Origin of the sequence: Streptomyces sp. BBFR2, from assembly GCF_044497305.1 — a bacterium.
GTDB lineage: Bacteria > Actinomycetota > Actinomycetes > Streptomycetales > Streptomycetaceae > Streptomyces.
Genome location: NZ_CP172415.1, coordinates 3,653,305 through 3,678,186, shown reverse-complemented (window position 1 = coordinate 3,678,186; position 24,882 = coordinate 3,653,305). Strand labels below are relative to the sequence as shown.

The 24,882-nt window shown below is 73.0% G+C and carries 20 protein-coding genes; 4 read left to right on the top strand and 16 right to left on the bottom strand.

The features are described 5' to 3' along the window. Nucleotides 1–141 precede the first annotated feature (141 nt). The 8 genes from ACGH2B_RS14645 to ACGH2B_RS14610 form a co-directional block, all read right to left on the bottom strand. Nucleotides 142–1,914 (bottom strand): MFS transporter, encoded by a 1,773-nt coding sequence (locus ACGH2B_RS14645; protein WP_399088802.1) that lies wholly within the window; start codon nt 1,912–1,914, stop codon nt 142–144. Between the two features lie 100 nt (nt 1,915–2,014). Next, complete coding sequence (gene fbaA / locus ACGH2B_RS14640; protein WP_399088800.1) at nt 2,015–3,049, bottom strand: class II fructose-bisphosphate aldolase; 1,035 nt, start codon at nt 3,047–3,049, stop codon at nt 2,015–2,017. A 251-nt stretch (nt 3,050–3,300) separates the two neighbouring features. Next, the gene (gene pyrE / locus ACGH2B_RS14635) at nt 3,301–3,843 is read right to left on the bottom strand and encodes an orotate phosphoribosyltransferase (RefSeq protein ID WP_399088798.1); all 543 of its coding nucleotides are present in this window, start codon (nt 3,841–3,843) and stop codon (nt 3,301–3,303) included. A 43-nt stretch (nt 3,844–3,886) separates the two neighbouring features. Further along, nucleotides 3,887–4,723, bottom strand: a complete 837-nt coding sequence (locus ACGH2B_RS14630) for an aldose 1-epimerase (protein WP_399088796.1) — start codon at nt 4,721–4,723, stop codon at nt 3,887–3,889. Nucleotides 4,724–4,792: 69 nt separating this feature from the next. Continuing rightward, nucleotides 4,793–5,788, bottom strand: coding sequence for an SRPBCC domain-containing protein (locus ACGH2B_RS14625; RefSeq protein WP_399088794.1), 996 nt, complete (start codon nt 5,786–5,788; stop codon nt 4,793–4,795). Between the two features lie 133 nt (nt 5,789–5,921). Further along, a complete protein-coding gene (locus ACGH2B_RS14620) occupies nt 5,922–7,577 on the bottom strand; it encodes a polyamine aminopropyltransferase (protein ID WP_399088792.1) in 1,656 nt (551 codons plus the stop codon). Nucleotides 7,578–7,781: 204 nt separating this feature from the next. Continuing rightward, a complete protein-coding gene (locus ACGH2B_RS14615; protein ID WP_399088790.1) occupies nt 7,782–8,300 on the bottom strand; it encodes a DUF2617 family protein in 519 nt (172 codons plus the stop codon). A gap of 480 nt (nt 8,301–8,780) precedes the next feature. Next, nucleotides 8,781–9,038 (bottom strand): hypothetical protein, encoded by a 258-nt coding sequence (locus ACGH2B_RS14610; RefSeq protein ID WP_399088788.1) that lies wholly within the window; start codon nt 9,036–9,038, stop codon nt 8,781–8,783. Between the two features lie 151 nt (nt 9,039–9,189). Between ACGH2B_RS14610 and ACGH2B_RS14605 the strand changes: the two genes are divergently transcribed. Beyond that, nucleotides 9,190–10,374 (top strand): pyridoxal phosphate-dependent aminotransferase, encoded by a 1,185-nt coding sequence (locus ACGH2B_RS14605; RefSeq protein WP_399088786.1) that lies wholly within the window; start codon nt 9,190–9,192, stop codon nt 10,372–10,374. Between the two features lie 49 nt (nt 10,375–10,423). Here the strand turns inward: ACGH2B_RS14605 and ACGH2B_RS14600 are convergent, their stop codons facing one another. The 4 genes from ACGH2B_RS14600 to clpB form a co-directional block, all read right to left on the bottom strand. Next, nucleotides 10,424–11,764, bottom strand: coding sequence for an LCP family protein (locus tag ACGH2B_RS14600; RefSeq protein ID WP_399088784.1), 1,341 nt, complete (start codon nt 11,762–11,764; stop codon nt 10,424–10,426). Between the two features lie 248 nt (nt 11,765–12,012). Then, a complete protein-coding gene (locus ACGH2B_RS14595; protein ID WP_399088782.1) occupies nt 12,013–14,148 on the bottom strand; it encodes a bifunctional polysaccharide deacetylase/glycosyltransferase family 2 protein in 2,136 nt (711 codons plus the stop codon). A gap of 300 nt (nt 14,149–14,448) precedes the next feature. Further along, nucleotides 14,449–14,982 (bottom strand): YbjN domain-containing protein, encoded by a 534-nt coding sequence (locus tag ACGH2B_RS14590; RefSeq protein WP_399088780.1) that lies wholly within the window; start codon nt 14,980–14,982, stop codon nt 14,449–14,451. Between the two features lie 86 nt (nt 14,983–15,068). Continuing rightward, the gene (gene clpB / locus ACGH2B_RS14585; protein ID WP_399097002.1) at nt 15,069–17,708 is read right to left on the bottom strand and encodes an ATP-dependent chaperone ClpB; all 2,640 of its coding nucleotides are present in this window, start codon (nt 17,706–17,708) and stop codon (nt 15,069–15,071) included. A 358-nt stretch (nt 17,709–18,066) separates the two neighbouring features. Here clpB and ACGH2B_RS14580 point away from each other — a divergent pair, with 358 nt between their 5' ends. The 3 genes from ACGH2B_RS14580 to ACGH2B_RS14570 all read left to right on the top strand — a co-directional run bounded on the left by ACGH2B_RS14580 (nt 18,067) and on the right by ACGH2B_RS14570 (nt 20,068). Next, nucleotides 18,067–18,639: a Uma2 family endonuclease gene (locus ACGH2B_RS14580; protein WP_399096999.1), complete on the top strand. Its 573-nt coding sequence runs from the start codon at nt 18,067–18,069 to the stop codon at nt 18,637–18,639. Nucleotides 18,640–18,810: 171 nt separating this feature from the next. Next, nucleotides 18,811–19,215 carry a TIGR03618 family F420-dependent PPOX class oxidoreductase gene (locus ACGH2B_RS14575; protein ID WP_399088778.1) on the top strand — a complete coding sequence of 135 codons (405 nt, stop codon included), beginning with the start codon at nt 18,811–18,813 and terminating at the stop codon, nt 19,213–19,215. Between the two features lie 448 nt (nt 19,216–19,663). Next, entirely contained in the window at nt 19,664–20,068 is a 405-nt protein-coding gene (locus tag ACGH2B_RS14570; RefSeq protein WP_399088776.1) for a hypothetical protein, read from the top strand. Between the two features lie 319 nt (nt 20,069–20,387). Here ACGH2B_RS14570 and ACGH2B_RS14565 read toward each other — a convergent pair whose 3' ends face one another. The 4 genes from ACGH2B_RS14565 to dnaK are packed head-to-tail and all read right to left on the bottom strand — an operon-like array spanning nt 20,388 to nt 24,596. After that, nucleotides 20,388–20,837 (bottom strand): heat shock protein transcriptional repressor HspR, encoded by a 450-nt coding sequence (locus ACGH2B_RS14565; RefSeq protein WP_399088774.1) that lies wholly within the window; start codon nt 20,835–20,837, stop codon nt 20,388–20,390. 1 nt (nt 20,838) lies between these two features. Further along, nucleotides 20,839–22,020, bottom strand: a complete 1,182-nt coding sequence (gene dnaJ / locus ACGH2B_RS14560; protein WP_399088772.1) for a molecular chaperone DnaJ — start codon at nt 22,018–22,020, stop codon at nt 20,839–20,841. 45 nt (nt 22,021–22,065) lie between these two features. Further along, nucleotides 22,066–22,737, bottom strand: a complete 672-nt coding sequence (gene grpE / locus ACGH2B_RS14555; RefSeq protein WP_399088770.1) for a nucleotide exchange factor GrpE — start codon at nt 22,735–22,737, stop codon at nt 22,066–22,068. After that, nucleotides 22,734–24,596, bottom strand: a complete 1,863-nt coding sequence (gene dnaK, locus ACGH2B_RS14550) for a molecular chaperone DnaK (protein WP_399088768.1) — start codon at nt 24,594–24,596, stop codon at nt 22,734–22,736. The genes grpE and dnaK overlap by 4 nt, the downstream gene beginning before the upstream one ends. Nucleotides 24,597–24,882 lie beyond the last annotated feature (286 nt).

Sequence of the window (24,882 nt, the reverse complement as noted above, 5' to 3'; positions counted from 1 at the left end):
ACCGAGCAGACGCGGCCGGTCCCGGTGGCTCGGCCAGTCCGAACGGCTCGGCCAGTCCGGATGGCTCGGCCAGTCCGGATGGCTCGGCCAGTCCGAACGGCTCGGCCGATCCGGGTGACCCGGCCCGTCCTGCCAGGTGCCCTACGTCGCCCCGCCGCCCTCCGGCCCCGTCCGCTCCGGACCTGACCGGCCTGGCAGCGCTGACGGGCCGGGCGGGCCTGCCGGGCCGGACGCCTCCGCGCCGGGACCGGGCGCGACGCCGGAGCCCGGCGGCGCTCCCGCGCCCGCCGGCGGCTCCACCGCCGCGTCCCCCGGGTCGAGCGGCGGTGCCCCCACCCCGCAGTGGTACGTGCACTCCGGGTGGCACGGCGCGCCGTGCCCGGCCCCGGGACCGGCCACCGCCGCCGCTCCCCCGGCCGCCCCGGGAGCCACCGCCTCCGCCACCCCGGCCGCTTCCGCCGCCCCGGCCACTCCCGGCGCCGCGGCTTCCTCCGGCTCCTCCGCCACCGCCGGGAGAGTCCGTACCGCCACGCACGCGATCACCGCGCCGGCCAGCAGCACCCCGGCGCACCACGGCATCGCCCGGCGGAACGCCGCCTCGAACGCGTCGGCCGAGCGGTACGCCTGCGGGCCCATCCCGGCCAGCAGCGGCAGCGCCGCGACGGCCACCAGGCCCGCCGCCCGCGCCGCCGCGTTGTTGATCCCGCTGGCCAGCCCGGCGCGGTCCACGTCGACCGAGGCCAGCACCGTCGCGGTCAGCGGCGCGACCAGCGTCACCATCCCCGCCCCCAGCACCACCAGCGCCGGAAGCACATCCGCCACGTACGACGCCCCGGCGCCCACCCGCGTCATCAGCAGCATCCCCACCGCGCACAGCAGCGGGCCCACGGTCAGCGGGATACGCGGCCCGACGCGCTGCCCCAGCTCGCCCGAGCGGGCGGAGAGCAGCAGCATCAGCACCGTCGTCGGCAGCAGCGCCGTGCCCGCCGCCAGCGCCGAGTACCCGGCCACCACCTGGAGCTGCACCACCGACAGGAAGAAGAACCCGCCGAACGCCGCGTAGACGCACACCGTCACCGCGTTGACCGCGCTGAACTGCCGGATCGCGAACAGCTCCGGCGGCAGCATCGGCGCCGCCCGCCGCCGCTCCACCACGACGAACGCCACGCCCAGCAGCAGCCCCGCGACGCCCGGCACCACCACCCCCGCCGACAGCCCCCGCCCCGGCGCCGCGATCAGCGCGTACGTCACCCCGGCGAGCGCCAGCGCCCCCAACGCCGCGCCCGCCACGTCGAACCCGCCGCGCGCCGCCGCCCGCTCCCGGGTCTCCGGTACGTACCGCAGCGCGACGGGGACGCAGACCGCGGCCAGCGGCACGTTGAGGAAGAAGACCCAGCGCCAGCCCGCGCCGTCCACCAGCCAGCCGCCGACGAACGGGCCGATCGCCGTGGCCACCCCGCCGAGGCCGGACCAGGCGCCGACCGCCCGCGCCCGGTCGTCCGGCCGGAACACCGCCTGGATCAACGCCAGCGAGCCCGGCGTGAGGAGCGCCCCGCCGATGCCCTGGAGCGCCCGCGCGGCGATCAGCACCCCCGACGTCGGCGCCAGCCCGCACAGCAGCGACGCCACCGCGAACCACACCACCCCGACGAGGAACACCCGCCGCCGCCCGTAGCGGTCCCCCAGCGCCCCGCCCAGCAGGATCAGCGAGGCGAGCGTGAGCATGTACGCGGTGATCGTCCACTGGAGAACGCCCAGGTCGGCGTGGAGATCGTCGCCGATGCGGGGCAGCGCGACGTTCACCACCGTGCTGTCGAGCATCGCCATTCCTGACCCCAGGACAGCGGTCAGCAGCACCCATCGGCCCTGCGGTGAGGCCAGGCGGACGCCCCCGGACGGACTCGGCATCGTCATACGGCGAGCATGCCCACCACCGGCGGCGGATTCCCGCCGGGCGCACACACGAGGGCCCCGCACCACCCGGGTGCGGGGCCCTCGCAGGAGCGGTGTCAGCTCACTTCTGGAGCGTGGTGCCCGTGGAACGCAGGTTGGCGCACGCCTCGGTGACCCGCTTCGCCATACCGGCCTCGGCGAGCTTGCCCCAGCTACGGGGGTCGTAGACCTTCTTGTTGCCGACCTCGCCGTCGACCTTCAGGACGCCGTCGTAGTTGCGGAACATGTGGTCCGCGATCGGGCGGCTGAACGCGTACTGGGTGTCGGTGTCGAGGTTCATCTTGACGACGCCGTTCTCCAGCGCGGTGGTGATCTCCTCCTCGGTGGAGCCGGAGCCGCCGTGGAAGACGAAGTCGAACGGCTGCGAACCGGCCGGCTTGCCGTACTTGGCGCTGACGCCCTCCTGGAGGTCCTTGAGCAGCTCCGGGCGGAGCACGACGTTGCCCGGCTTGTAGACGCCGTGGACGTTGCCGAAGGAGGCGGCCAGCAGGTAGCGGCCCTTCTCGCCCAGGCCCAGCGCCTCGGCGGTGCGCAGCGCGTCGTCGACGGTGGTGTACAGCTCGTCGTTGATCTCGTGGGTGACGCCGTCCTCCTCGCCGCCGGTCGGGGTGATCTCGACCTCAAGGATGATCTTGGCGGCGGCGGCCTTGGCCAGCAGCTCCTGGCCGATGGCGAGGTTGTCGGCGAGCGTCTCGGCCGAGCCGTCCCACATGTGGGACTGGAACAGCGGGTTCTGCCCCTTGGCGACCCGCTCCGCGGAGATGTCGATCAGCGGACGGACGTAGCCGTCCAGCTTGTCCTTGGGGCAGTGGTCGGTGTGGAGCGCGACGTTGACGCCGTACTTCCCGGCCACGACGTGCGCGAACTCGGCGAGCGCCACCGCGCCGGTGACCATGTCCTTGCTGTACTGGCCGCCCAGGAACTCCGCACCGCCGGTGGAGATCTGGATGATGCCGTCGCTCTCCGCTTCGGCGAAACCGCGCAGCGCCGCGTGCAGCGTCTGCGTCGAGGTCACGTTGATGGCGGGGTAGGCGAACTTGCCCGCCTTCGCCCGGTCGAGCATCTCGTTGTAGATCTCGGGAGTTGCGATGGGCATCTGTCCGCTCCTTGTGAAGTACGGGTATGCGTTTAGGCCCTGACCTGGGGGCGACGACCGCGCCGCCCTCATCTTCCCAGACGCCCCGGATCACTCCGCGGCGCCTGCCGGGCCGGACACACCGAAGGCCGGCTGTTTCACGTGAAACAGCCGACCCCCGAAGAAAAACACTGGTCAGCGCGGTGGCGTACGGAAGGACCGACGCCACCCGCTGTTTCCCCGCCGCGCGCGGCGGGCCGGGCGGCCCTGGATCAGGCCAGTCCGAGGTCACCGAGGCGGTAGCCGGTGAGGTACGGCAGACCGGCCCCGGCGATGGCGTCGGCGGCACCGCGGTCGACGATCGTGGCGACCGCGACGACCTCGGCGCCCGCCTCTCGCGCCGCCTCCACCGCGGTCAGCGGCGAACCACCGGTGGTCGAGGTGTCCTCGACGACGAGCACCCGGCGGCCCTTGATGTCCGGGCCCTCGATGCGGCGCTGCATGCCGTGGGTCTTCTGCGCCTTGCGGACGACGAACGCGTCCAGACGGCGGCCGCGCGCGGCGGCGGCGTGCAGCATCGAGGCGGCGACGGGGTCGGCGCCCAGCGTCAGACCGCCGACCGCGTCGTACTCCAGCTCCGCGGTCAGGTCCAGCATCACCTGCCCGACCAGCGGCGATGCCGCACCGTCCAGGGTGATCCGGCGGAGGTCGATGTAGTAATCGGCCTCCTTGCCGGAGGAGAGCGTCACCTTGCCGTGCACCACGGCCTTGTCCTTGATCTGCTGCAGCAGCGCGCCGCGTACGTCCTCGGTCATGGCCACGAGCTTAATTGGGCCGGTACCAGGGGATTCGCGCCGGTCAGCCGAGCGGGCGCCAACTGAACGTGGTGGAGACCTCCAGCGGATCGATCGGGGTGACCAGCCGCGGCAGGGTGTTGAGGCCGTTGGGCGGGCCGGACTGCGGCTCGACGCAGACCGCCGCCTCCTGCTCGTCGTAGACCACGACCCACTCGGCGCGGCTGGCGACGGTCAGCTCCAGACGGCCGGGCCAGGTCACCGTCGCGGCGACGCCCTGCGGCATGCCGAAGCAGTCGTCCCAAGGGCCGGGCCGCGGATCGATCCGGCGGCCGGTCGGCAGATGGTCGTCGCCGCGCTCCTCCTGCCACGCCGCGTCGAAGGACAGCTCCACGGGCGCGCCGCCGCCGTCGAGCCGCCGTACGAACCACGGGTGCCAGCCCGCCTGCGCGGGGAACGAGTCGGCCGTCGCCTCCACCCCCAGCGTCAGGGTGAGCGACCGGCCGTCCTCCGCCAGCTCCACGAGCTGCGTGACGGTGCCGGGGTAGGGCCAGGGAGCGGCCGGGTCGGTGAGGTCGTAGGTGAAGGCGGCGGCCCTCTCGCTCCGGCGGACGGTGCGCCAGCGCAGGTCACGGCCGGTGCCGTGGATGGCGTGCGGCGGGGAGTTGACCGGCATCCGGTGCAGCTCGGCGCCGTTGCGGAACTCCCCGTGGTCGATCCGCCCGCACCACGGGACCATCGGGAAACAGCCGTACTTCGCGCCCTGCCGCAGCAGTTCGGTGCCGCCGGTGCGCAGACCGGAGAGGCGGCAGCCGTTGTCCGGCTCGATGTCGACCTCGGCGTCGCCCGCGGTCAGCCGTACGACGGTCCGCCGCGCCTGGGAGGTGTTGTCCGTACTCACCCGCCCGACCCTAGGCGATGCCCCCGTGTTCGCCGCGGAACGGCCGCCCTCCGGGGACCGGCCCCGCGCTCAGCGGCGGCGGCGCAGCGCCCGGCCGACGACGACCGCGCCCGCCAGCGCCACGGCGGCGGCCGGCGCCGCCCAGCGCAGCGCCGCGGAGGCGGAACGGGTCTCCGGCGCGGGCACCGGCGCGTACCGGCCGCGCGGCGGGGCGTGGTCGACCTCCTCGGCGCTGCGGCCGATCATCGTGCGCCGCGCGTGCGCCGCCTCGGCGGGCACCGCGTCCTCGTCGTCGTCGAAGTGCTGCCCGTCGTACGTCTGCCCGTCGTAGTTCTCCCCGTCGACGACACCGTCGGGGCCGGCCCCGGGGAACGCCTCGTCGTCCGCGTCGGGCCCGTCGTCCGGCTCCCGGGCGAGCGAGGACGGCGGGACCTCCGCGTCGAAGATGCCGCCGTGCGGACGGTCGCCCTCGGACGGGCCGGCCCCGGGGGCGGCGGCCCCGGAGCCCTCGTCCCCGGAGGCGTCCGGCCCGGTGGTCCCGGGCCCCTCGGCGCCCGCCCCGGAGGCGGGGGCGGACGTCCCGGCGTCACCGGGCGCGTCCGGCGCACCGGTGTCCGCCACCGGGTGGCGGGCCAGATCGGCGGCGAGGTGGTCGGCGAAGCGGTCGAGGAGGCGGCGGCCCGCGGTCAGCGCCTGCTGGGCCCCGGCCTCGGCGAGCCGCCCCTCGCTGCGCACCGTGCCGGAGCAGGTCAGCGCCGTACCGGACTCGGCGGGCGCCAGCCGTACGGACAGGGTGACGGCGACGGTCCCGGCACCGCGCGCCTCCGTGCCCCGCGCCTCGACGGTGGCGTCCGCGCCCGCCTCCCCCGGGGACGTGACCGTCAGCGTGCCCCGGTAGGTGATGGTGGAGCCGCCGACGCGCAGCCGCAGCCGCCCCTCGGGGCGGGCCGGGTCGGCCTCGGCGTCGAGCTGGGCGCCGGGCACGCAGCGCGCGACCCGCGGCGCCTCGCCGAGCGCCCGCCGGACGGCCTTGACGGGGAACGGAACGTACATCTCGTGCTCCATGGCTGGGAGCCTAATTCCTTTGCCACCGCCGCGGGGAGCCGTCAGCGGGTGTCCGCGGCGTTGTGGCCCGGCCCGCCCGGCGGCCCCGGGGCCCGTACCGGTGCGGACGCCCGGGCGTCCGCCGCGCCGGAAGTCAGCCGTAGCGCGGATGCATCAGCGTCGACGGCGGCAGCCCGTCGATCCGGGCGCGGGACAGCGCCCGCGCCCCGTCGCGCAGGGCGGCGCGGACCCCGGCCGGACGCCGGGGCGCGGGCGCCGCCACATCGAGCGCGCCGGCGCGGTGCCCGGCCAGGATGAAGCCCCAGTCCCCGGAGCCGGCCGCCCCCGGGTCCGCCCCCGGGAGCGTGCCCGTGCCGCCCTGCCCGGGGGAGCGGTACGCCACCGTCGCCAGCCCCGCCGCCCGCAGCGTCGCCTCGACCGTCCAGAACTCCCGGGGCCGCTCCCCCGGCGCCCCGGCATGCACCGCGAACCGCCCGTCCGGCGCCAGCAGCCGCGCCACCAGACCGTAGAACTCCTGGGAGTAGAGCTTCGTCCCGGCGGTCGCCCGGGGGTCCGGCAGGTCGGAGACGATGACGTCGTACGGGCCGCGGCACCGGCGTCCGCAGCGGGCGCTCGCCGCGCGCAGCCAGTCGAAGGCGTCGGCGGTGACGAGGTGGACGCGCGGATCGTCCAGGGCGTGGTGGTTGAGCGCGGCCAGCCCGGGGTCGGTGCGCGCCAGGCGGGACATGCCGGGGTCGAGTTCGACGACGGTGACCGAGCGGACCGCGCGGTGGCGCAGCACCTCGCGGACGGCCAGCCCGTCGCCGCCGCCGAGGACCACGACGCGGCCGTGCGGCCCGCCGGCGAGGGCGGGGTGCACCAGGGCCCGGTGGTAGCGGAACTCGTTGTCCGCGCTGACCTCCAGCCGGCCGTCCAGGTAGAGCGCGAGCGGCCCGCCGGAACCTTTCCTCCCGTGTCCCGCACCGCCGGTCATCACGACTTCCTGGACGCCGGTCTGCACCACGACCCGGGCGGCGGAGCCGTACACCGCGTGCCGGGCGGCACGCTCGAACGGGGCGACCAGCAGGACGGCCACCGCGAGCAGCACCAGCACCAGCGCGTTGACGGCCAGCAGGCGGCGGCGGGCGCGCCGGGTCAGATCGCGGCGGAAGAGCCACAGGACCAGCGCGCCGCCCGCGACCGCGTTGACCGAGCCGGTGACGAGCGCCCCGGTGAGCTGACCGAGCACCGGCAGCAGCAGGAACGGGAACGCCAGCCCGCCGACGAGGGCGCCCACGTAGTCGGCGGCGAAGAGATCGGCGACCGCGCCGCCCGCGTCCTGCTGCCGCACCCGCTGGATCAGCGTCATCAGCAGCGGCACCTCGGCACCGGTGAGCACCCCGATGACCAGCGAGAAGCCGACGAGCGCGGGGCGGGACTGGCCGCACCACGCGAAGCAGGCGTACAACGCCATCGCCGAACAGCCGCCGACCAGTGCGAGCCCCGCCTCGATCACGCCGAAGCCGACCGCCGCCCGGCAGCGCAGCCGCTTCGCGAGCAGCGCCCCGATGCCCATCGCGAAGACCATCACCGACAGCACGACGGAGGACTGGGTGACCGAATCGCCGGTCAAGTAGGAGGCCAGGGCGACCAGTTCGAGTTCGTAGACCAGGCCGCAGGCGGCGCAGACGAAGACCGCGGCGAGGACGAGCAGCCGGCCGGGCCCGGACCGTACCGGCAGCCGCGCCGGGCGCAGGACCTCCGGTGGCCCGAAGGGGGTGATTGGAACGGGCTCCTGCGGATCGATCATGAAATGAACGCTACGTGACGATTCCGTGCGCATTCGTCACCCACAAGAGTGCAGTAAGCGTGCTACACACGGGAGTTGGATGATTGTGGTGCACAGGGGGCGCCCGCCCGCCGCCGCGCGCGGGCCCCTCACCTCCCAGCGCCGCGCCCCCTGCCGCCGGGCACACCCCGGCCCCGCGCCCCGCCGCCCCCGAGCCCGCCCGGCTCACACCGGCGCGGGGATCCGTACACCCACTCTCGTACGAGTGGTGACCAGGCGCCCTTCCTGGGGGTAGGAGTGCCAGGTCCGCCAGCACACCTCGCCGTGACGGCGCTGGGCGAGCATCGCGGTGAAGGCGTGCGGCGAGCCGGGGAACGTCCCGGCCAGGCCGTGCGGATGCTCGGAGACCAGCGCGAGCAATTCCTGGGCGCGCCCGGCGAACGAGCCGCGCGACAGCGTCTCGACATGGGCGGCGAATTCGTACTCCCAGTCCCCCAGGCGCTTGGCCACGCCCAGAGGGAGCGGGGTACTGCTGCCCGGCATACAGGCGACGGTCTCGGAGCACGCACCGCGCTCCTCTTCCAGCAGTACTTGATGAGAGGCCCCCAGAAGCCTCAACTGGACCTGGGCGTCGTTGAGTTGGAGATCGAGCACAGCCAGGGCGGGCAGGGGCTCCCTGCCGAGCGCCCAGGCAAGATCTGATGCACGGGTATCGGTATAGGCCGTTGTCAGGGTCGTGAGCATGGGTCGGCTCCGCAAGCACGCAGTGGATGGGTGGGCCGGCCCGCCCCGGAAAACGTCAGGGAATCTGTCTGCCGGCTCGCGCCCACGCGGGATGAGAACTGGGGGATTCTCACTGAAGAGGGAACCACGAATGCCCGGCCCCCACAGCGGAATTTCCCGTCTTCACCGGGTTTCCATCCCTCAGAGGGCCCATCAGATCATTTGTTCAACCGCCAAGCACACAAGGGGTCTTGACCTGTTGAACGGGCCGCCACGACAAGGCGCGCGCCACGGCGGTACGGCGGCCCGGGACGAAGACGGTGGCCACGGCCCGTACGCGGACATACGGGACGGACGCCGCCCGGCGGGCGGACGGGAGTCACACCGCCTACGCCGCCACCACCGGGCCGCCCGGCGCTCCCCGGGACACACCCCGGCGCACGCCGGTGCCCCGTGCGACGGCTCCGCGCCCCGGGCCGAGCGCCCCGCCCGGGAGCCGTCTCAGGACGAGCCGCCGCCGCAGGACGAACCGCCACCGCCACCGCAGGAGGAACCGCCGCCGCAGCCGTGGTGGCCGCCTCCGCCGCAGCCGTGATGTCCATGATGTCCGTGATGGCTGCCGAGATGGCCGGAGCCGGAGTCCCCGCCCGCGACCCACCAGCTTCCCGACCGGCTCCGGCCCCGGCCGGAGCCACGGGACGCGGCGGACACGATGCCCACCACCGCCACCACGATCAGCAGGAAAAGCGCCACACCCATCCGCCCGCACCCCTTTCCGTTCCCCCGAGCGGGAGCCCCGCGGACGCGTCGCCGCGCACCGGTGATCCCTCCGTGCCGGGGCTGATGCCCCCGCCTCGCTGACTCAAAGCGCAGTTGAGGAAGACCAGAGGTTCGGCGGAGGATGGCGCGCATGGACCGACCGCTGCTCAACCGCCGCCTGGCCGAATTCGGTACGACGATCTTCGCCGAGATGTCCGCGCTCGCCACGCGGACCGGCGCGATCAACCTCGGCCAGGGCTTCCCCGACACCGACGGCCCGGAGGAGGTCCGCGAGGCCGCGGTGCGCGCCCTGCGCGACGGCCGCGGCAACCAGTACCCGCCCGCCCCCGGCGTCCCCGAACTGCGCACCGCGATCGCCGCCCACCAGGAGCGCTTCTACGGCCACCTCGGCCTGAGCTACGACCCCGACACCGAGGTCCTGGTCACCACCGGTGCCACCGAGGCGATCGCCGCCGCGCTGCTCGCGCTGGTGGAGCCCGGCGACGAGGTCATCGCCCTGGAGCCGTACTACGACTCGTACGCCGCGTGCGTCGCGCTGGCCGGTGGCCGGCGGGTGCCGGTGACGCTGCGCCCGCGGCCGGAGTCCGGGACGTACGCCCTCGATCTGGACGAGCTGCGCGGCGCGGTCACCGACCGCACCCGGCTCATCATGCTCAACTCCCCGCACAACCCCACCGGGACCGTGCTGACCCGCGAGGAGCTGGCCGAGATCGCCCGGCTCGCCTGTGAGCGGGACCTGCTGGTCGTCACCGACGAGGTCTACGAGCATCTGGTCTTCGAGGGCGCGCATGTGCCGATCGCGTCGTTCCCCGGGATGCGGGAGCGGACGGTGACGATCAGTTCGGCGGGCAAGACGTTCTCGTTCACCGGCTGGAAGGTCGGCTGGGTCACCGCCGCACCCGAGCTGGTGGCCGCGGTCCGCGCCGCGAAGCAGTTCCTCACCTTCTCCTCGGCCGGGCCGTTCCAGCACGCGCTGGCCGAGGCGCTGGCACTGCCGGACAGCTACTACACCGGGCTCCTGGAGGATCTGCGCGCCAAGCGCGATCTGCTCTCCGACGGGCTGCGCGCGGCCGGGTTCGCGGTCTACCCGCCACAGGGCACGTACTTCGTCACCGCCGACGTCCGGCCGCTGGGCCACACCGACGGCCACGCCTTCTGCCGGACACTGCCCGAACGCGCCGGCGTCGTCGCCGTCCCCAACGCGGTCTTCTACGACCACCGGGACCAGGGGGCGCCTTTCATCCGGTTCGCCTTCTGCAAGAAGACCGAGGTGCTCGAAGAGGCCGTGGTCCGGCTCAAGGGGTTGACGGGCTGATGGCCCGGCCGCCTGACGGGGCGCGTGGGCGCGCCCCGTCAGGTGTGGTTCAGCCGGTGACCGTGACCGGGCGGTCCGCGCGGAGTTCGGCGAAGAGGCGGCGGGACTTCGCCTTGTCCCAGACGACGACGCTGCCCTTCTTCGTGCCGACGCCGAAGCCGGAGATGGGCACGTTGAGCTGCTTGCCGCGGCCGGAGGACGCTTCGTGCAGCGCCTCGAAGAGGCGGGTCAGCCGGGGCAGCCCGGTGGCGGAATCCACGATCAGGGTGCTCAGGCCCGCGCCGGCGGTGCCGATGAGGGCGGACGGATTGAGCAGGACGTCCCGGGAGGCCGCCTTCGCGGCGAGGGCGGCCAGAAACTTCCGCTGGTTGCGGGAGCGCCCGAGGTCGCCCTGCTTCTCCTGGTGGCGCTGGCGTACGAAGGCCAGCGCCTGGCGGCCGGAGAGGGTGTGGCAGCCGCGCGTGAGGTCGAGCCCGGACTTCTCGTCGACCACATGGCGGTCCACGCACATCCGCACCCCGCCGACCGCGTCCACGATGCCGACGAACCCGGCGAAGCCGATCTCGGTGTAGTGATCGACCCGGAGTCCGGTGTTGGACTCGATGGTGCGGACGAGGAGTTCGGGCCCGCCCAGCGAGAACGCCGCGTTGAGCTTGTTGCGGGCGGCCCGGTGGTGGATGCCGGTGCGCGGGTCGACGTAGGCGGGGATCACCACCCAGGAGTCGCGCGGCAGGCTGGTGATCGTGGTGCCGTGGGCGCCGGTGTGGAGCACCATCATCGAGTCGGTGCGGCGGCCCTCCGCGCCGGAGCCGGTGTGCATCTCCTCGGCCTGCCGTGCGGTGAGTCCGGCGCGGCTGTCGGAGCCGACGATCAGATAGTTGGTGCCCTTGCCGGGCGCGGGCCGGCCGGGCAGCGCGGACAGGTCGAGCCGGTCGTCCAGCCGGGAGTCCGCCCAGGCGTACGCCCCGGCGCTGCCGCCCAGCACCAGGACGAGCAGGGCGCAGCAGGCCCGGACGGCGCGACCCACGCGGGTCCGGCGGCGCCGGGACGGGCGGCGCCCGCGCCGGGGCAGCCCGACCGGCGGCGCGTCCGGCAGCACCGCCTCCGCGTCCGCCGGGTCCAGCGGGTGCGGCTCGGGCACCCCGGCGACCTCGGCGTCGTGCGGCGCCACCGGCTCCGGCGCGTACCCGCCGGGCTCCGGGCCGTACGGCACCACCTCGCCCATGGCGGGCGCCGGATGCTCCGGGGCGTACGGCACCAGTGGTTCGGGCGCGTACCCCACGGGGTCCGGGGCGTGCGGTGGCCAGGCGCCGGCGGCGGGGCCGCCGGGGTCGGGCGCGTACGCCGTCAGCGGTTCGCGGGCGTAGCTGCCGGGGCGGTGGGGCGCCACGGGCTGTGGGAGGTACCCGGTCCCGGTCGGGAACGGGGCGGACAGGGGGTCGGCGGCGGGGGCGTACCCCGGGCCGTACGTTGCGCCGTGTCCCCGGCCGTGCTCCTGGCCGTACTCCTGGTGCCCTGCGAAGTGGGGGGTCGCAGGCCACCGGTCGTATCCGGCGGGAGGCAGGTGGGGGTCGGCGGGGGGTGGTGGGTCCGTAGGGGATGTGGGGGATGTGGGGGATGTGGGGGGATACAGGGTCGTCACCTCGTAACGGTCAGACTGCGGCGGTCGTGGGGGCCGCCGATGTGCTGGGCCGCCGCGGCGGCCGTACCGGAGCGGTGCATGCGCTGCCACTTCAGCCGGCTGCCGGTCACGAAGGCGACCACCGACTGGAGGACCACGAGGTACATCAGCTGCCGGTAGACCAGCAGTTGGAAGGGGAGCGCCCACAGCGGACGCCGGGACTCCCCGTCCAGCCGCAGCGCGTACGCCGCCACGGCGATCTGCACCGCCAGGAACCCGAACCACGTCACGACCGACTTCACCGGGCTGTCCGTGAACAGCACGCTGTAGAGCATGAAGACGTCGATGACGGGCGCGAGCAACGGCAGCAGTACCTGGAAGAGCAGGAGATACGACAGCCCGCGGCGCCCGAAGCGGCCGGCGTGGCCGACCTCCCGGACCGCGCGGCGGTGCTTCCACATCGCCTGGAGGGTGCCGTAGCACCAGCGGTAGCGCTGGCGCCAAAGCTGCCGCAGCGTGGTGGGCACCTCGGTCCAGGCGATGGCGTTCTCCTCGTAGACCACCCGCCAGCCGGCCCGCCACAGCGCCATGGTCAGGTCGGTGTCCTCGGCGAGGGTGTCCTCGCTCAGACCGCCGACGCCCATGAGCGCGTCGATCCGGAACGCGCCGATGGCGCCGGGCACCGTCGGCATGCACTCCAGGACCTCGAACATCCGGCGGTCGAGGTTGAACCCGAAGACGTACTCCAGGTGCTGCCAGCGGCCCAGGAGGCGGGTGCGGTTGCCGACCTTGGTGTTGCCGCTCACCGCGCCGACCGCCGGATGGGCCAGCGGCTGGATCAGCCGCTCGATCGCGTCCGCCTCGAAGACGGTGTCCGCGTCGACCATCACGACGTACGGGGAGCGGGTGTACGCCAGGCCGTGGTTGAGGGCGGCGGCCTTGCCGGAGTTGGGCTGGCAGAGCACCCGCACCCGCGGGTCGCGCTCGGCGTACCCCTCCGCGATCTCCACGGTGCGGTCGGTGGAGCCGTCGTCGATGACGAGGATCTGGAGCCGCTCGTGGGTGGAGGCGAGGAGTGAGCGGAGGGTGGTGCCGATGCCCGCCTCCTCGTTGTACGCGGGGACGAGGACGGTCACCGGGTCGGTGATCTGCCGCAGCCGGGGCGCGCCGGGCCGTTCCCGCTCCAGCCGTCTGACGTGTGCGCGGGCGAAGAGCACCAGCGTCACCAGCCGGAACAGGCCGAGTGCGGCGGCGATCGTCAGCACCCAGGTCAGGGTGGAGACGGAGCCGCGGCCAAGCTGCTGGAACCAGATCAGCGCGGTGCCCAGCCAGCGCTGCGGGGCGCCCGCCTCGGTCATGGCGGGTTCGGTGGCGCCGGTCCCCGCCGAGATGGTGGTGAAGCGGCGGGCGTCCGGGTCGGCGAGCAGTTGCCCGGTCTCGCGGTAGGCGAGGGAGGTCAGGCTGAACTGCCGCACCAGACCGCGGGCGGGCTCGCGGCCCGAGTGGTCCGCGGCGACCAGCGTGTAGCCGTGGGCGGAGGCGCGCTCGGCCGCCCGCCATTCGCGACCGCACAGGGTGGCGACCGTGGTGGTCATCGGCATCCGCAGCAGCGTCGTGCGGAAACCGCCCGCCCCGGCGAACGCGCCCTGGGTGAGGCGCAGCTCCAGGGCGCGGCGCACCCCGGAGGCGTTGCCGAGGTCGGCGCCGGTGTAGGAGTGGGAGCCGATCTCGTGCCCCTCGGCCCGGATCCGCCGGACGAGGTCGGGGTACTGCGCGGCGTCCGCCCCTTCGAGGAAGAAGGTGGCGTGCGCGTGGTGCTTCTTCAGCAGGTCGAGCAGTTTCGGCGTCCAGTACGGGTCCGGGCCGCCGTCGTAGGTGAGGGCGACGGTGCCGGCGGGCATCGAGGTGGAGCGCGCCGTGTCGCCGTTGACGGTGAGGACGGGTCCGGCGTCCGCCGCGGCGGCGGGCACCGGGCGGGTGCAGTCCTGTTTGGTCTTGGAGCCGTCGACCTCGTTCTCGGTCCAGCCCTGGAAGAGCAGGGCCCCGAAGAGGACGGGCAGGGTCAGGGCGAGGAGGAGCCAGTGGGCCCGGGGGTCTCTCGCCTGTTTGTGGCGGGCCGCGCCGTTACCGGTCGCTTTGCCGCGGGCCGCCATCAGCGGCGGACATCACGGCTGTGCGGGTCACCGCCGGCGCCGCCCGATCTGCTCCGGTCCTGCCGCGGCGCCCGTATTCGCCACCTGGTATCCACTGTCCGTTCACGCATGGCAGGGGAGTGTATCCGGGGCCTACCGGCGGGTTGGAGATCCGGTTCCCGCCATGGTGCGGCGGTACGCGGCGGAAAGGGCACCGGATTCCATACGGAGGGAAAAGCGGATGTTCGCCGCCTGCCGGACATGACGCGGGCCCCCGGAACGGAAGCGTTCCGGGGGCCCGCGTCAGGCGTCGTGGGCGGGTCAGCCCTCGTCGTCCGGCTTGCCGTCGCCGGAGTCGTCGATCTCGGACTCCAGGCCGAGCTGCTCGATGACCCACTTGTCGAACTCGATGGAGGCACGGACCCAGCTCACGGTGCTCGACACGAAGTGTTCGAGCGCGACACCGGTGCCGACCAGCATCGACGCCTCACCGATCAGCCGGACGGTGCCGTCGTCGTGGGTGTGGGTGTACGCCTTGGGCCACAGGGTGCGGCGGTTCCAGTCGTCGATCGCCTCCAGCAGCTTGGCCTTGTCCTCCAGGCCGTGCGGGCGGTCGTAGAAGGTGCGGACGGAGAAGATCTGCTGCTCCTCCTCGCCGCGGAACATGAAGTACGTGCGGAACTGCTCCCACGGGGCGGCGAGGTCACCTTCCTCGTCGACGACGTACTTCAGCTCCATCTGGTCGAGGAGCTGCTTGACCAGATCCTGGTCGGGCACGACGGGACCCTCAGGCCCGGTCGGCTGCGGTTCGGGCTGGCCCCCGAAATTCGGAATCGAGGACGGGTCGATGCTCACCGTGGAATTCCCTTCGTATGGTCTGCGTCATCCTCCACCATGCCCGCCCCGTCCTGGCAACCCCGGGCGGGGCGGGGCACGGCGCGTCAGTCCCGGGCGGCGGCGGGGGCGGACGTCACGGCGAGGTGGTCGCCGTCGACGTCGACCCGGACGGTGTCGCCGTCCAGCACATCGCCCGCGAGGATGGCGCGCGCGAGCTGATCGCCGATGGCGGTCTGCACCAGGCGGCGCAGCGGCCGGGCACCGTACGAGAAGTCCGGCGCCGGGGCGTCCACGACCGGTTCCTGGCCCAGCCAGGCGAGCCAGGTCAGGGCCGCGTCGGTGACGTCGAGGGTGAGACGGCGGTCGGCGAGGCGCTTTTGGAGGTGGTCGATCTGGATGCGGGCGATCCGCTGGAGCTGGTCGGTGCCGAGCGGGTGGAAGACGACGAGGTCGTCGAGGCGGTTGAGGAACTCCGGCCGGAACGCCGCCCGGACACTCTCCAGCACCTTCTCCTTCTTCTGGTCCTCCTTGAGCAGCGGGTCCATCAGGAAGTTCGAGCCGAGGTTGGAGGTGAGGATGAGGATGGTGTTCCGGAAATCGACGGTACGGCCCTGGCCGTCGGTGAGCCGGCCGTCGTCGAGGACCTGGAGCAGCACGTCGAAGACCTCGTGGTGGGCCTTCTCCACCTCGTCCAGCAGCACCACGGAGTACGGCCGGCGGCGGACCGCCTCGGTCAGTTGGCCGCCCTCCTCGTAGCCGACGTAGCCGGGAGGCGCGCCGACGAGGCGGGCGACGGAGTGCTTCTCGCCGTACTCCGACATGTCGATCCGGACCATGGCCCGCTCGTCGTCGAAGAGGAAGTCGGCGAGCGCCTTCGCCAGCTCGGTCTTGCCGACGCCGGTGGGGCCGAGGAAGAGGAACGAGCCGGTGGGCCGGTCCGGGTCGGCGATACCGGCGCGGGTGCGGCGCACCGCGTCGGAGACGGCGCGCACCGCCTCGCCCTGGCCGATGAGCCGCTTGCCCAGCTCGTCCTCCATGCGCAGCAGCTTCTGCGTCTCGCCTTCGAGGAGGCGGCCGGCGGGGATGCCCGTCCAGGACCCGACGACGTCGGCGATGTCGTCCGGCCCGACCTCCTCCTTCACCATCGACTCGGCGGACGCCTCCTGCTCCGCCTCGGCCGCCGCGGCCGCCTCAAGCTCCTGCTCCAGGCCGGGGATCTCGCCGTAGAGCAGCTTGGAGGCGGTGTCGAAGTCGCCGTCGCGCTGCGCCCGCTCGGCCTGTCCGCGCAGGTCGTCGAGGCGTTCCTTCAGCTCACCGACGCGGTTGAGGCCCTGCTTCTCCTTCTCCCAGCGGGCGGTCAGCCCGCGCAGCTCCTCCTCCTTGTCGGCGAGGTCGCGGCGGAGCTTCTCCAGCCGGGCGACGGAACCGGCGTCGGTCTCGTTCCGCAGCGCCAGCTCCTCCATCTTCAGCCGGTCCACGGACCGCTGGAGCTCGTCGATCTCGACGGGCGAGGAGTCGATCTCCATCCGGAGCCGGGACGCCGCCTCGTCGACGAGGTCGATGGCCTTGTCCGGCAGGAAGCGGGAGGTGATGTAGCGGTCGGAGAGGGTGGCGGCGGCGACCAGCGCGGAGTCGGCGATGGCGACCTTGTGGTGCGCCTCGTAGCGTCCCTTGAGCCCGCGCAGGATCGCGACGGTGTCCTCGACGGTCGGCTCGGCGACCAGCACCTGCTGGAAGCGGCGCTCCAGCGCCGGGTCCTTCTCGATCCGCTCGCGGTACTCGTCGAGCGTGGTCGCGCCGACCATCCGCAGCTCACCGCGGGCCAGCATCGGCTTGAGCATGTTGCCGGCGTCCATCGCGGAGTCGCCGCCGGCGCCCGCGCCGACGACGGTGTGCAGCTCGTCGATGAAGGTGATGATCTGGCCGTCGCTGGCCTTGATCTCCGCGAGGACGGTCTTCAGCCGCTCCTCGAACTCACCGCGGTACTTCGCGCCCGCGACCATCGCGCCGAGGTCCAGCGCGACCAGCCGCTTGTTCCGCAGCGACTCGGGGACGTCGCCCTTGACGATGCGCTGGGCCAGCCCCTCGACGACGGCGGTCTTGCCGACGCCGGGCTCGCCGATCAGCACCGGGTTGTTCTTCGTCCGGCGGGAGAGGACCTGCACCACCCGGCGGATCTCGTGGTCCCGCCCGATGACCGGGTCGAGCTTGCCCTCGCGCGCCGCCGCGGTGAAGTCCGTACCGAACTTCTCCAGCGCCTTGTACGTGCCCTCCGGGTCGGCGTTGGTGACCCGGCGATCGCCCCGGGACGCCTCGAACGCGGCGAGCAGCTTCTTGGCGGACGCGCCCTGTTCGTCGAGGAGGGCGCCGGTGGCGCCGCCCTTGGCCGCGATGCCGATGAGCAGGTGCTCGGTGGAGACGTAGGCGTCGCCCAGCTCCTTGGCGCGGCGGGCGGCGTCGGTGAGGACGGCCAGCAGCTCACGGTCGGGCTGCGGCGGCGCGACCGTCGAGCCCTGCACGCTGGGCAGGGCGGCCAGGCGGCGTTCGGCGCCGCCGCGCAGCACCGCGGCGTCCGCGCCGACGGCGGCCAGCAGGTCGATGATGTTGGCGTTGCTGTCGGCGGGCCCGGCCAGCAGCGCGAGCAGCAGATGGGCGGAGGTCATGTCCGCGTGCCCGGCGGTGATCGCCCGCTCGTTGGCGGCGCTCAGCGCCTCCCGGCTCTTGTTGGTCAGCTCGGCGTCCACGGTCGCGGGGTCCTCCTCGTGCTCGGCGTTCTCGTCCTGTACTGCCGGTCCGCCCGGCGGCGGGCGCGTACGGGGCGTATGACGCGTCCGGTACATGCCCTGGTTGGCGTCCAGTAAGTTGAGTCTACTTCACTCAAGATGAAAGTTGAGCGGGATCGGCTCAATAATGCGGAAAGAGCGGGGCCGGTCGAAACCCACGTACGGCAGCCGGTCCGGGACTGCCGCGCGGGCACGGCGCCCGGGTTCCCCGGACCGTGCCCTGCCACACCTACGGGTGAACCGTCCGCATATGCCAATGGCACCCCATGCCCGGCGCCGACACTGGCCCGGAACGCGATGGAGGTGCAGCATGACGGCTATGGCATACGAGCCGACGGCGACCGACCAGCAGACCCTCCTGGACTTCTTCCTCGGCATGGACACCCCCCACGGTTTCCGCGCCGAGTTCATCGAGGGGGAGATTGTTGTGTCGCCGCCGACCGACGGGGATCACGAGGACTACCTGAGCACACTGGCCCGGCAGCTCTTCCGGTCCTCGGCGACCGAGATGGACGTCTCGGGGAACAAGGGCCTGGTCCTGCCCAGCGGAGGGCGGTGCACCAGGAATCACGTCATCCCCGACGCCACGGTTGCACCGCGCGCCTTCCGCCTCTTCCGGGGCGCCGAACCCTGGATGCCACCCACCGGCGTCGCCCTGGTGGTCGAGGTGACCAGCAGCAAGGCGAAACAGGACCGCGTCGCCGAACGCCACTGCTACGCCCGCGCGGCCCTCCCCCTCCACCTCCTCGTCGACCGCGAGACCTCCACGGTCACGCTGTTCAGCGACCCCGAGGGGGACGACTACCGCGAGTCCCACTCCGTGGCCTTCGGCAAACCGCTGCCGCTGCCCGCGCCGTTCTCCTTCACTCTGGAGACCGGCGACTTCCTCTGAGGCAGGCACCCCGAGGGGCCGGGCCCGCCCGTACGGGGCCCGGCCCCTCGCCGTACGCGGACCCGGACCCACCGCCGTACGGGCAGCGGCACGCCCGTCGGGACGGCTCTCCGGACACCGCCCGCCCTACGCGGAAACGGGCGCCCCCGACCCCGTCGCTACGCTTCCCCCATGGCCCACGATCTCGCCGACCTCAACCCCGCCTACCTCGCCTTCTGGGGCGAGCGCGTCATCTCGACGCTGACCACGCCGCGGGCCGACGGCTCCCCGCACGTCGTGCCGGTCGGGGTGACGTACGACGCGGAGCAGCGGATCGCGCGGATCATCACGCGCGGCGGCAGCACCAAGGCGCGGAACGTCCGGGCCGCCGGGGCGGACGGGGCGCGGGCCGCGGTCTGCCAGTTCGCGGGGCGGCGCTGGGCGACGCTGGAGGGCATCGCCCGGGTCCGGGACAGCGCGGCGGCGGTCGCGGACGCCGAGCGACGGTACGCCGAGCGGTACGGCCGCACGCCGACCCCCAACCCGGAGCGCGTGGTGATCGAGATCGCCGTGACCCGGGCACTCGGCCGGGCCTGAACCGGCGGAACACGGGAGCGCCGCGCCAAGGCCCGGGAGCGCGGCCCGGGTTCCGGGGCCGCCGGGGCGCGGGCGGTCGGCCGATCCGGAGCCGCCGGGGCGCGGGCGGGGCCGGCCGATCCGGCACGAGCACCCGACCGGCGCGGAACACGGGCCGTCGATCGGTACGGAACACGCACCCGACCGGCCCGGAGCGCGGGCCCGCCGCCCGGCCCGGAACGCGGCCCGCACCCCCCGGCCCGGAGCGAGCGCCCGATCAGCCCGAGGACGGCCGCCCGACCGGCCCGGACCACGGGCGGTCAGCCGGTCCGGAGCACGGGCGGCAGGCCGGTTGGGAGCGAGCGCCCGACAGCCCCGGACCACGGGTACCCGGCGGGTGACGGCCCGTTACGACGGCTGCCGTACGCCGGTATTCTCGCCCGCACACCGACCCCGCCCGGAGGGCACGATGAACCCGGTCCGCGCCACCGCCCTCGCCTGTCTGATGCCGCTGTCCGAGCTGGGCGACGAGCCGTTCCTCGTCGACGACCGCGGACAGCACGCCATGTGCGAACGGTGGGCGGCGGCCCGCGGCTACGACCTCACCGTCCGGCTGAGCCTGCACCGGCTGCCCGCCGGGCACCCCACGCTCTGGCGCGACGCGGAACGCGGACTGGTCGATGTCTTCGTGTCCCCGCACCGCCGCGCGCTGGAACACGCCGTGGACGACGCCGACGCGTTCGCCGCCCGCTGCGCCACCGCCGGCATCCGCCTGGCCACCGCCGACCTCGACGAACCGGTCTACGACCTCGCGATGACCTCGGACGTCCACCGCCGCCTGTCGATGCCCACAGCGGGATACGGCGGACACTGAGCGGACGGCCACCGGAAGACCGGGCGACCGTCGGAAGAAACCGGGACCGGGACCGGGACCGGGACCGGGACCGGGACCGGGACCGGCGGCAGCCGGGCAGCCGGGCAGCCGGGCAGCCGGGCAGCCGGGCAGCCGGGCAGCCGGGCGAGCGTAAGACCCAGCGCCCCGCCAGGAGCCCACTCGCCTCCGGACCGGTCGCCTCCGGCCACGCACCTCAGCAGGTCCGGCACCTCACGGCCGCACGCCCGGCCCGCCCCCGGGCATGCGAAAGGGCCGGGTCGCCCCGGCCCTCTCCGCTTCCCTCAGCGCTCCGCGGTGGTCACTCGCCCCGCTTGGGGCGCCACACCACCAGTGCGCTGGTCTGCTGCACATCCTGGTACGGGACCAGATCGCGGCGGTAGGACGCGTGGACCGCGGCCTCCCGCTGCTGCATCGCGCTGGCGGCGCCCTCCAGGGCGCCCTGGAGTTCGGCGACGCGCTGCTGGAGCGCCGCGACCTGGTTCTCCAGCTCGATGATGCGCTTGATACCGGCGAGGTTGATGCCCTCGTCCTGGGACAGTTGCTGCACCGTGCGGAGCAGTTCGATGTCCCGGGCGGAGTACCGGCGGCCCCGCCCGGCCGTGCGGTCGGGCGAGACCAGTCCGAGCCGGTCGTACTGGCGCAGGGTCTGCGGATGCAGGCCGGAGAGCTGGGCCGCGACGGAGATGACGTATACCGGTGAATCCTCGGTCAGTTCATACGGATTCCGACGGTGACCCCGGCTGTCCATCTCATGCTCCCTTCGCGGCCTGGAACAGCTCCGCCCGCGGATCCTGATCCGCGGTCGCCTCGCGATAGGACTCCAGCGACTCCTTCGCCTTGTCGCCGAGGTCCTTGGGAACGATCACCTCGACGGTGACCAGCAGGTCACCCCGGGTGCCGTCCTTCCGCGCCGAGCCCTTGCCCCGCGCCCGCATGGTGCGGCCGTTGGGTGTGCCCGGTGCGATCTTGAGCGTGACGGGCGGGCCGCCCAGCGTCGGTACCCGCACCTCGCCGCCGAGCGCCGCCTCCGGGAAGGTGACGGGCACCGTGACGGTGAGGTTGTCGCCCTTGCGGCCGAAGACGGGGTGCGGCTGGACGTGCACCACGACGTAGAGGTCACCGGCAGGTCCGCCGTGCTCGCCGGGCGTGCCCTTGCCGCGCAGCCGGATGCGCTGCCCGTCGGCGACGCCCGCCGGGATGCGGACCTGCATCGTCCGGGCGCTGGTGGCCCGGCCGCTGCCCTTGCAGACCTCGCAGGGGTTCTCCGCGATCAGGCCGCGGCCCTTGCAGTCGGCGCACGGATCGGTGAGCGAGAAGCCGCCACCCGCGCCCCGGCTGACCTGACCGGTGCCCACACAGGTCGGACAGACCCGCGGGGTGCCGTTCTTGTCGCCGGTGCCCGAGCACGCCTTGCACGGCTCCTTGCTGGACATCCGCAGCGGGACCGTGGCCCCGTCCACCGCCTCGGTGAAGCTGAGCGTCACCTCGGACTCGATGTCCTGCCCGCGCCGCGGCTGGGTGCGGCTGCCCGCACCGCCACCGCGGTTGAACAGACCGCCGAAGACGTCCCCGAGGCCGCCGCCGAAGCCGCCGGCACTCCCCTGCCCCGGACCCTGCGTACCCCCGAAGAGGTCGCCGAGGTCGAAGTTGAAGCTGCCGCCGCCCCCGCCGGGGCCGGGCCGGAAGCCGCCGTTGCCGAAGAGCGCCCGCGCCTCGTCGTACTCCTTGCGCCGCTTGGGGTCGCCGAGTACGTCGTTGGCCTCGGAGATCTCCTTGAAGCGCGCCTCGGCGCCGGAGTCACCGGTGTTGGCGTCCGGGTGGTTCTCCCGGGCCAGCTTGCGGTACGCCTTCTTGATCTCGGCGTCGGTGGCGTCCTTCGGGACGCCGAGGACCTTGTAGTAGTCCTTCTCGACGAAGTCCTTCGTGCTCATCCCCGACGTCCCTCCTTCCGCGTCTTCTTCGCTGCCGTCCGCACGTCAGCCCTCGTCCGGGCCACCGTTCTCCTCGTCCGAAGCCTTGCCACCGTCCTCGGAGGCGGACTTGCCGCCCTGGGCACCGGGCTGCGGCTCGGCGACGGCGACCCGCGCGGGGCGGATCGTCCGCTCACCGATGCGATACCCGGGCTGCAGGATGGCCACGCACGTGGTCTCCGTGACGTCCGGTGCGTACGAGTGCATCAGGGCTTCGTGGATCGTCGGGTCGAAGGGCTCGCCCTCCTTGCCGAACTGCGTCAGGCCCAGCTTGGCGACCACGGCCTCCAGCGATTCGGCCACCGACTTGAAGCCGCCGACCAGCTCGCCGTGCTCGCGGGCGCGGCCCACGTCGTCGAGGACCGGGAGCAGCTCGGACAGGAGGTTCGCCGCGGCGACCTCCTTGACCGCGACGCGGTCCCGCTCCACCCGGCGCCGGTAGTTCTGGTACTCGGCCTGGAGCCGCTGGAGGTCCGCCGTGCGCTCGGTGAGCGCCGAACGCACCTGGTCCAGTTGCGCGGTGAGCGCGATGTCCTGCGCGCCCTGCTTGTCGTCCCCGGCCGGGGCCGAGCCCGCCTTGTCGGCGGACTCGGCTCGCGCCGCGTCGTCAGCGTTGCCTGCGGACTCGGCGCCGGAGACGTCGGGCTTCTCCTCGAAGCCCGGGGTCTCCTCCGTCACGCCGCACCGTCCTTCTTGGGCTTCTCGTCGTCGACGATCTCGGCGTCCACGACGTCGTCGTCGGCCTTGGCCTCGCCCGCACCGGCACCCGCGGCGCCCGCGGCACCGGCGTCGGCACCCGCGGCCTGGGCGTCGGCGTACATGGCCTGGCCCAGCTTCTGCGAGACGGCGGCGACCTTCTCGGTGGCGGTGCGGATCTCGGCGGAGTCCTCGCCCTTGAGCTTCTCCTTCAGCTCACCGACGGCGGCCTCGACCTCGGTCTTCACCTCGGCGGGGACCTTCTCCTCGTTGTCCTTGAGGAACTTCTCCGTCTGGTAGACGAGCTGCTCGCCCTGGTTACGGGACTCGGCGGCCTCGCGGCGCTTCGCGTCCTCGTCCGCGTACTGCTCCGCCTCCTGGCGCATGCGGTCGACCTCGTCCTTCGGCAGCGAGGAGCCGCCGGTGACGGTCATCTTCTGCTCCTTGCCCGTGCCCAGGTCCTTGGCGGTCACGTGCATGATGCCGTTGGCGTCGATGTCGAAGGAGACCTCGATCTGCGGGACACCGCGCGGGGCCGGCGGCAGACCCGTCAGCTCGAACATCCCGAGCTTCTTGTTGTACGCCGCGATCTCGCGCTCGCCCTGGTAGACCTGGATCTGGACGGACGGCTGGTTGTCCTCGGCCGTCGTGAAGATCTCGGAGCGCTTCGTCGGAATCGTGGTGTTCCGCTCGATGAGCTTGGTCATGATGCCGCCCTTGGTCTCGATACCGAGGGACAGCGGGGTGACGTCGAGGAGCAGAACGTCCTTGACCTCGCCCTTGAGGACACCGGCCTGGAGGGTCGCGCCCATGGCGACGACCTCGTCCGGGTTGACGCCCTTGTTGGCCTCCTTGCCGCCGGTCAGCTCCTTGACGAGCTCGGCGACGGCCGGCATACGGGTCGAACCGCCGACCAGGACCACGTGGTCGATCTCGGACAGCGAGATGCCGGCGTCCTTGATGACGTTGTGGAACGGGGTCTTGCAGCGGTCGAGGAGGTCCGCGGTGAGCTGCTGGAACTGCGAGCGCGTGAGCTTCTCGTCCAGGTGCAGCGGGCCCTCGGCGGAGGCGGTGATGTAGGGAAGGTTGATCGTCGTCTCGGTGGAGGACGACAGCTCGATCTTCGCCTTCTCGGCGGCCTCGCGCAGCCGCTGGAGCGCCATCTTGTCCTTGGACAGGTCGACGCCGTGGCCGTTCTGGAACTGCTTGACCAGGTGGTCGACGACGCGCTGGTCCCAGTCGTCACCACCGAGGTGGTTGTCACCGTTGGTGGCCTTCACCTCGACGACGCCGTCGCCGATCTCCAGCAGCGAGACGTCGAAGGTGCCGCCACCGAGGTCGAAGACCAGAATGGTCTGGTCGTCCTTCTCCAGGCCGTACGCCAGGGCGGCGGCGGTGGGCTCGTTGACGATGCGCAGGACGTTCAGACCCGCGATCTCACCAGCCTCCTTGGTGGCCTGGCGCTCGGAGTCGTTGAAGTAGGCCGGGACGGTGATGACCGCGTCCACAACCTTCTCGCCCAGGTACGCCTCGGCGTCACGCTTGAGCTTCTGCAGGATGAAGGCGCTCATCTGCTGCGAGTTGAAGCCCTTGCCGTCGATGTCCACCTTCCAGTCGGTGCCCATGTGGCGCTTGACCGACCGGATGGTCCTGTCGACGTTGGTGACCGCCTGGCGCTTCGCGACCTCGCCGACCAGCACCTCGCCGTTCTTGGCGAAGGCGACGACGGACGGCGTGGTCCTGGCGCCCTCGGCGTTGGTGATGACGGTGGGCTCACCGCCTTCGAGAACACTGACGACGGAGTTCGTCGTACCCAGGTCGATGCCGACCGCACGTGCCATGTCGATTCCTCCAGTGACTTGAGTGGAACGGACTCAAGCATGCACCAGCCCTCAGAACCTGTCAACAGAGTTGAGTCTTGAGCGCTCAAGTTTTATGTCGGCCTTATCCTCAGTGGAGCGATCAAGGGGAGCGCACCCGCCGCGCCGCCGCCTCCCAAGGCCCGTACGGCACCTCGCGCGGGGGCGCTCGCGCGACGCAGATCACCGGCCGGGCGGCTTCATGGGGCCCGGGATACTGGGTAACCTCAGCGCAGACCCGAAAAGTTACTGCTTAGTAGTCGCAGTA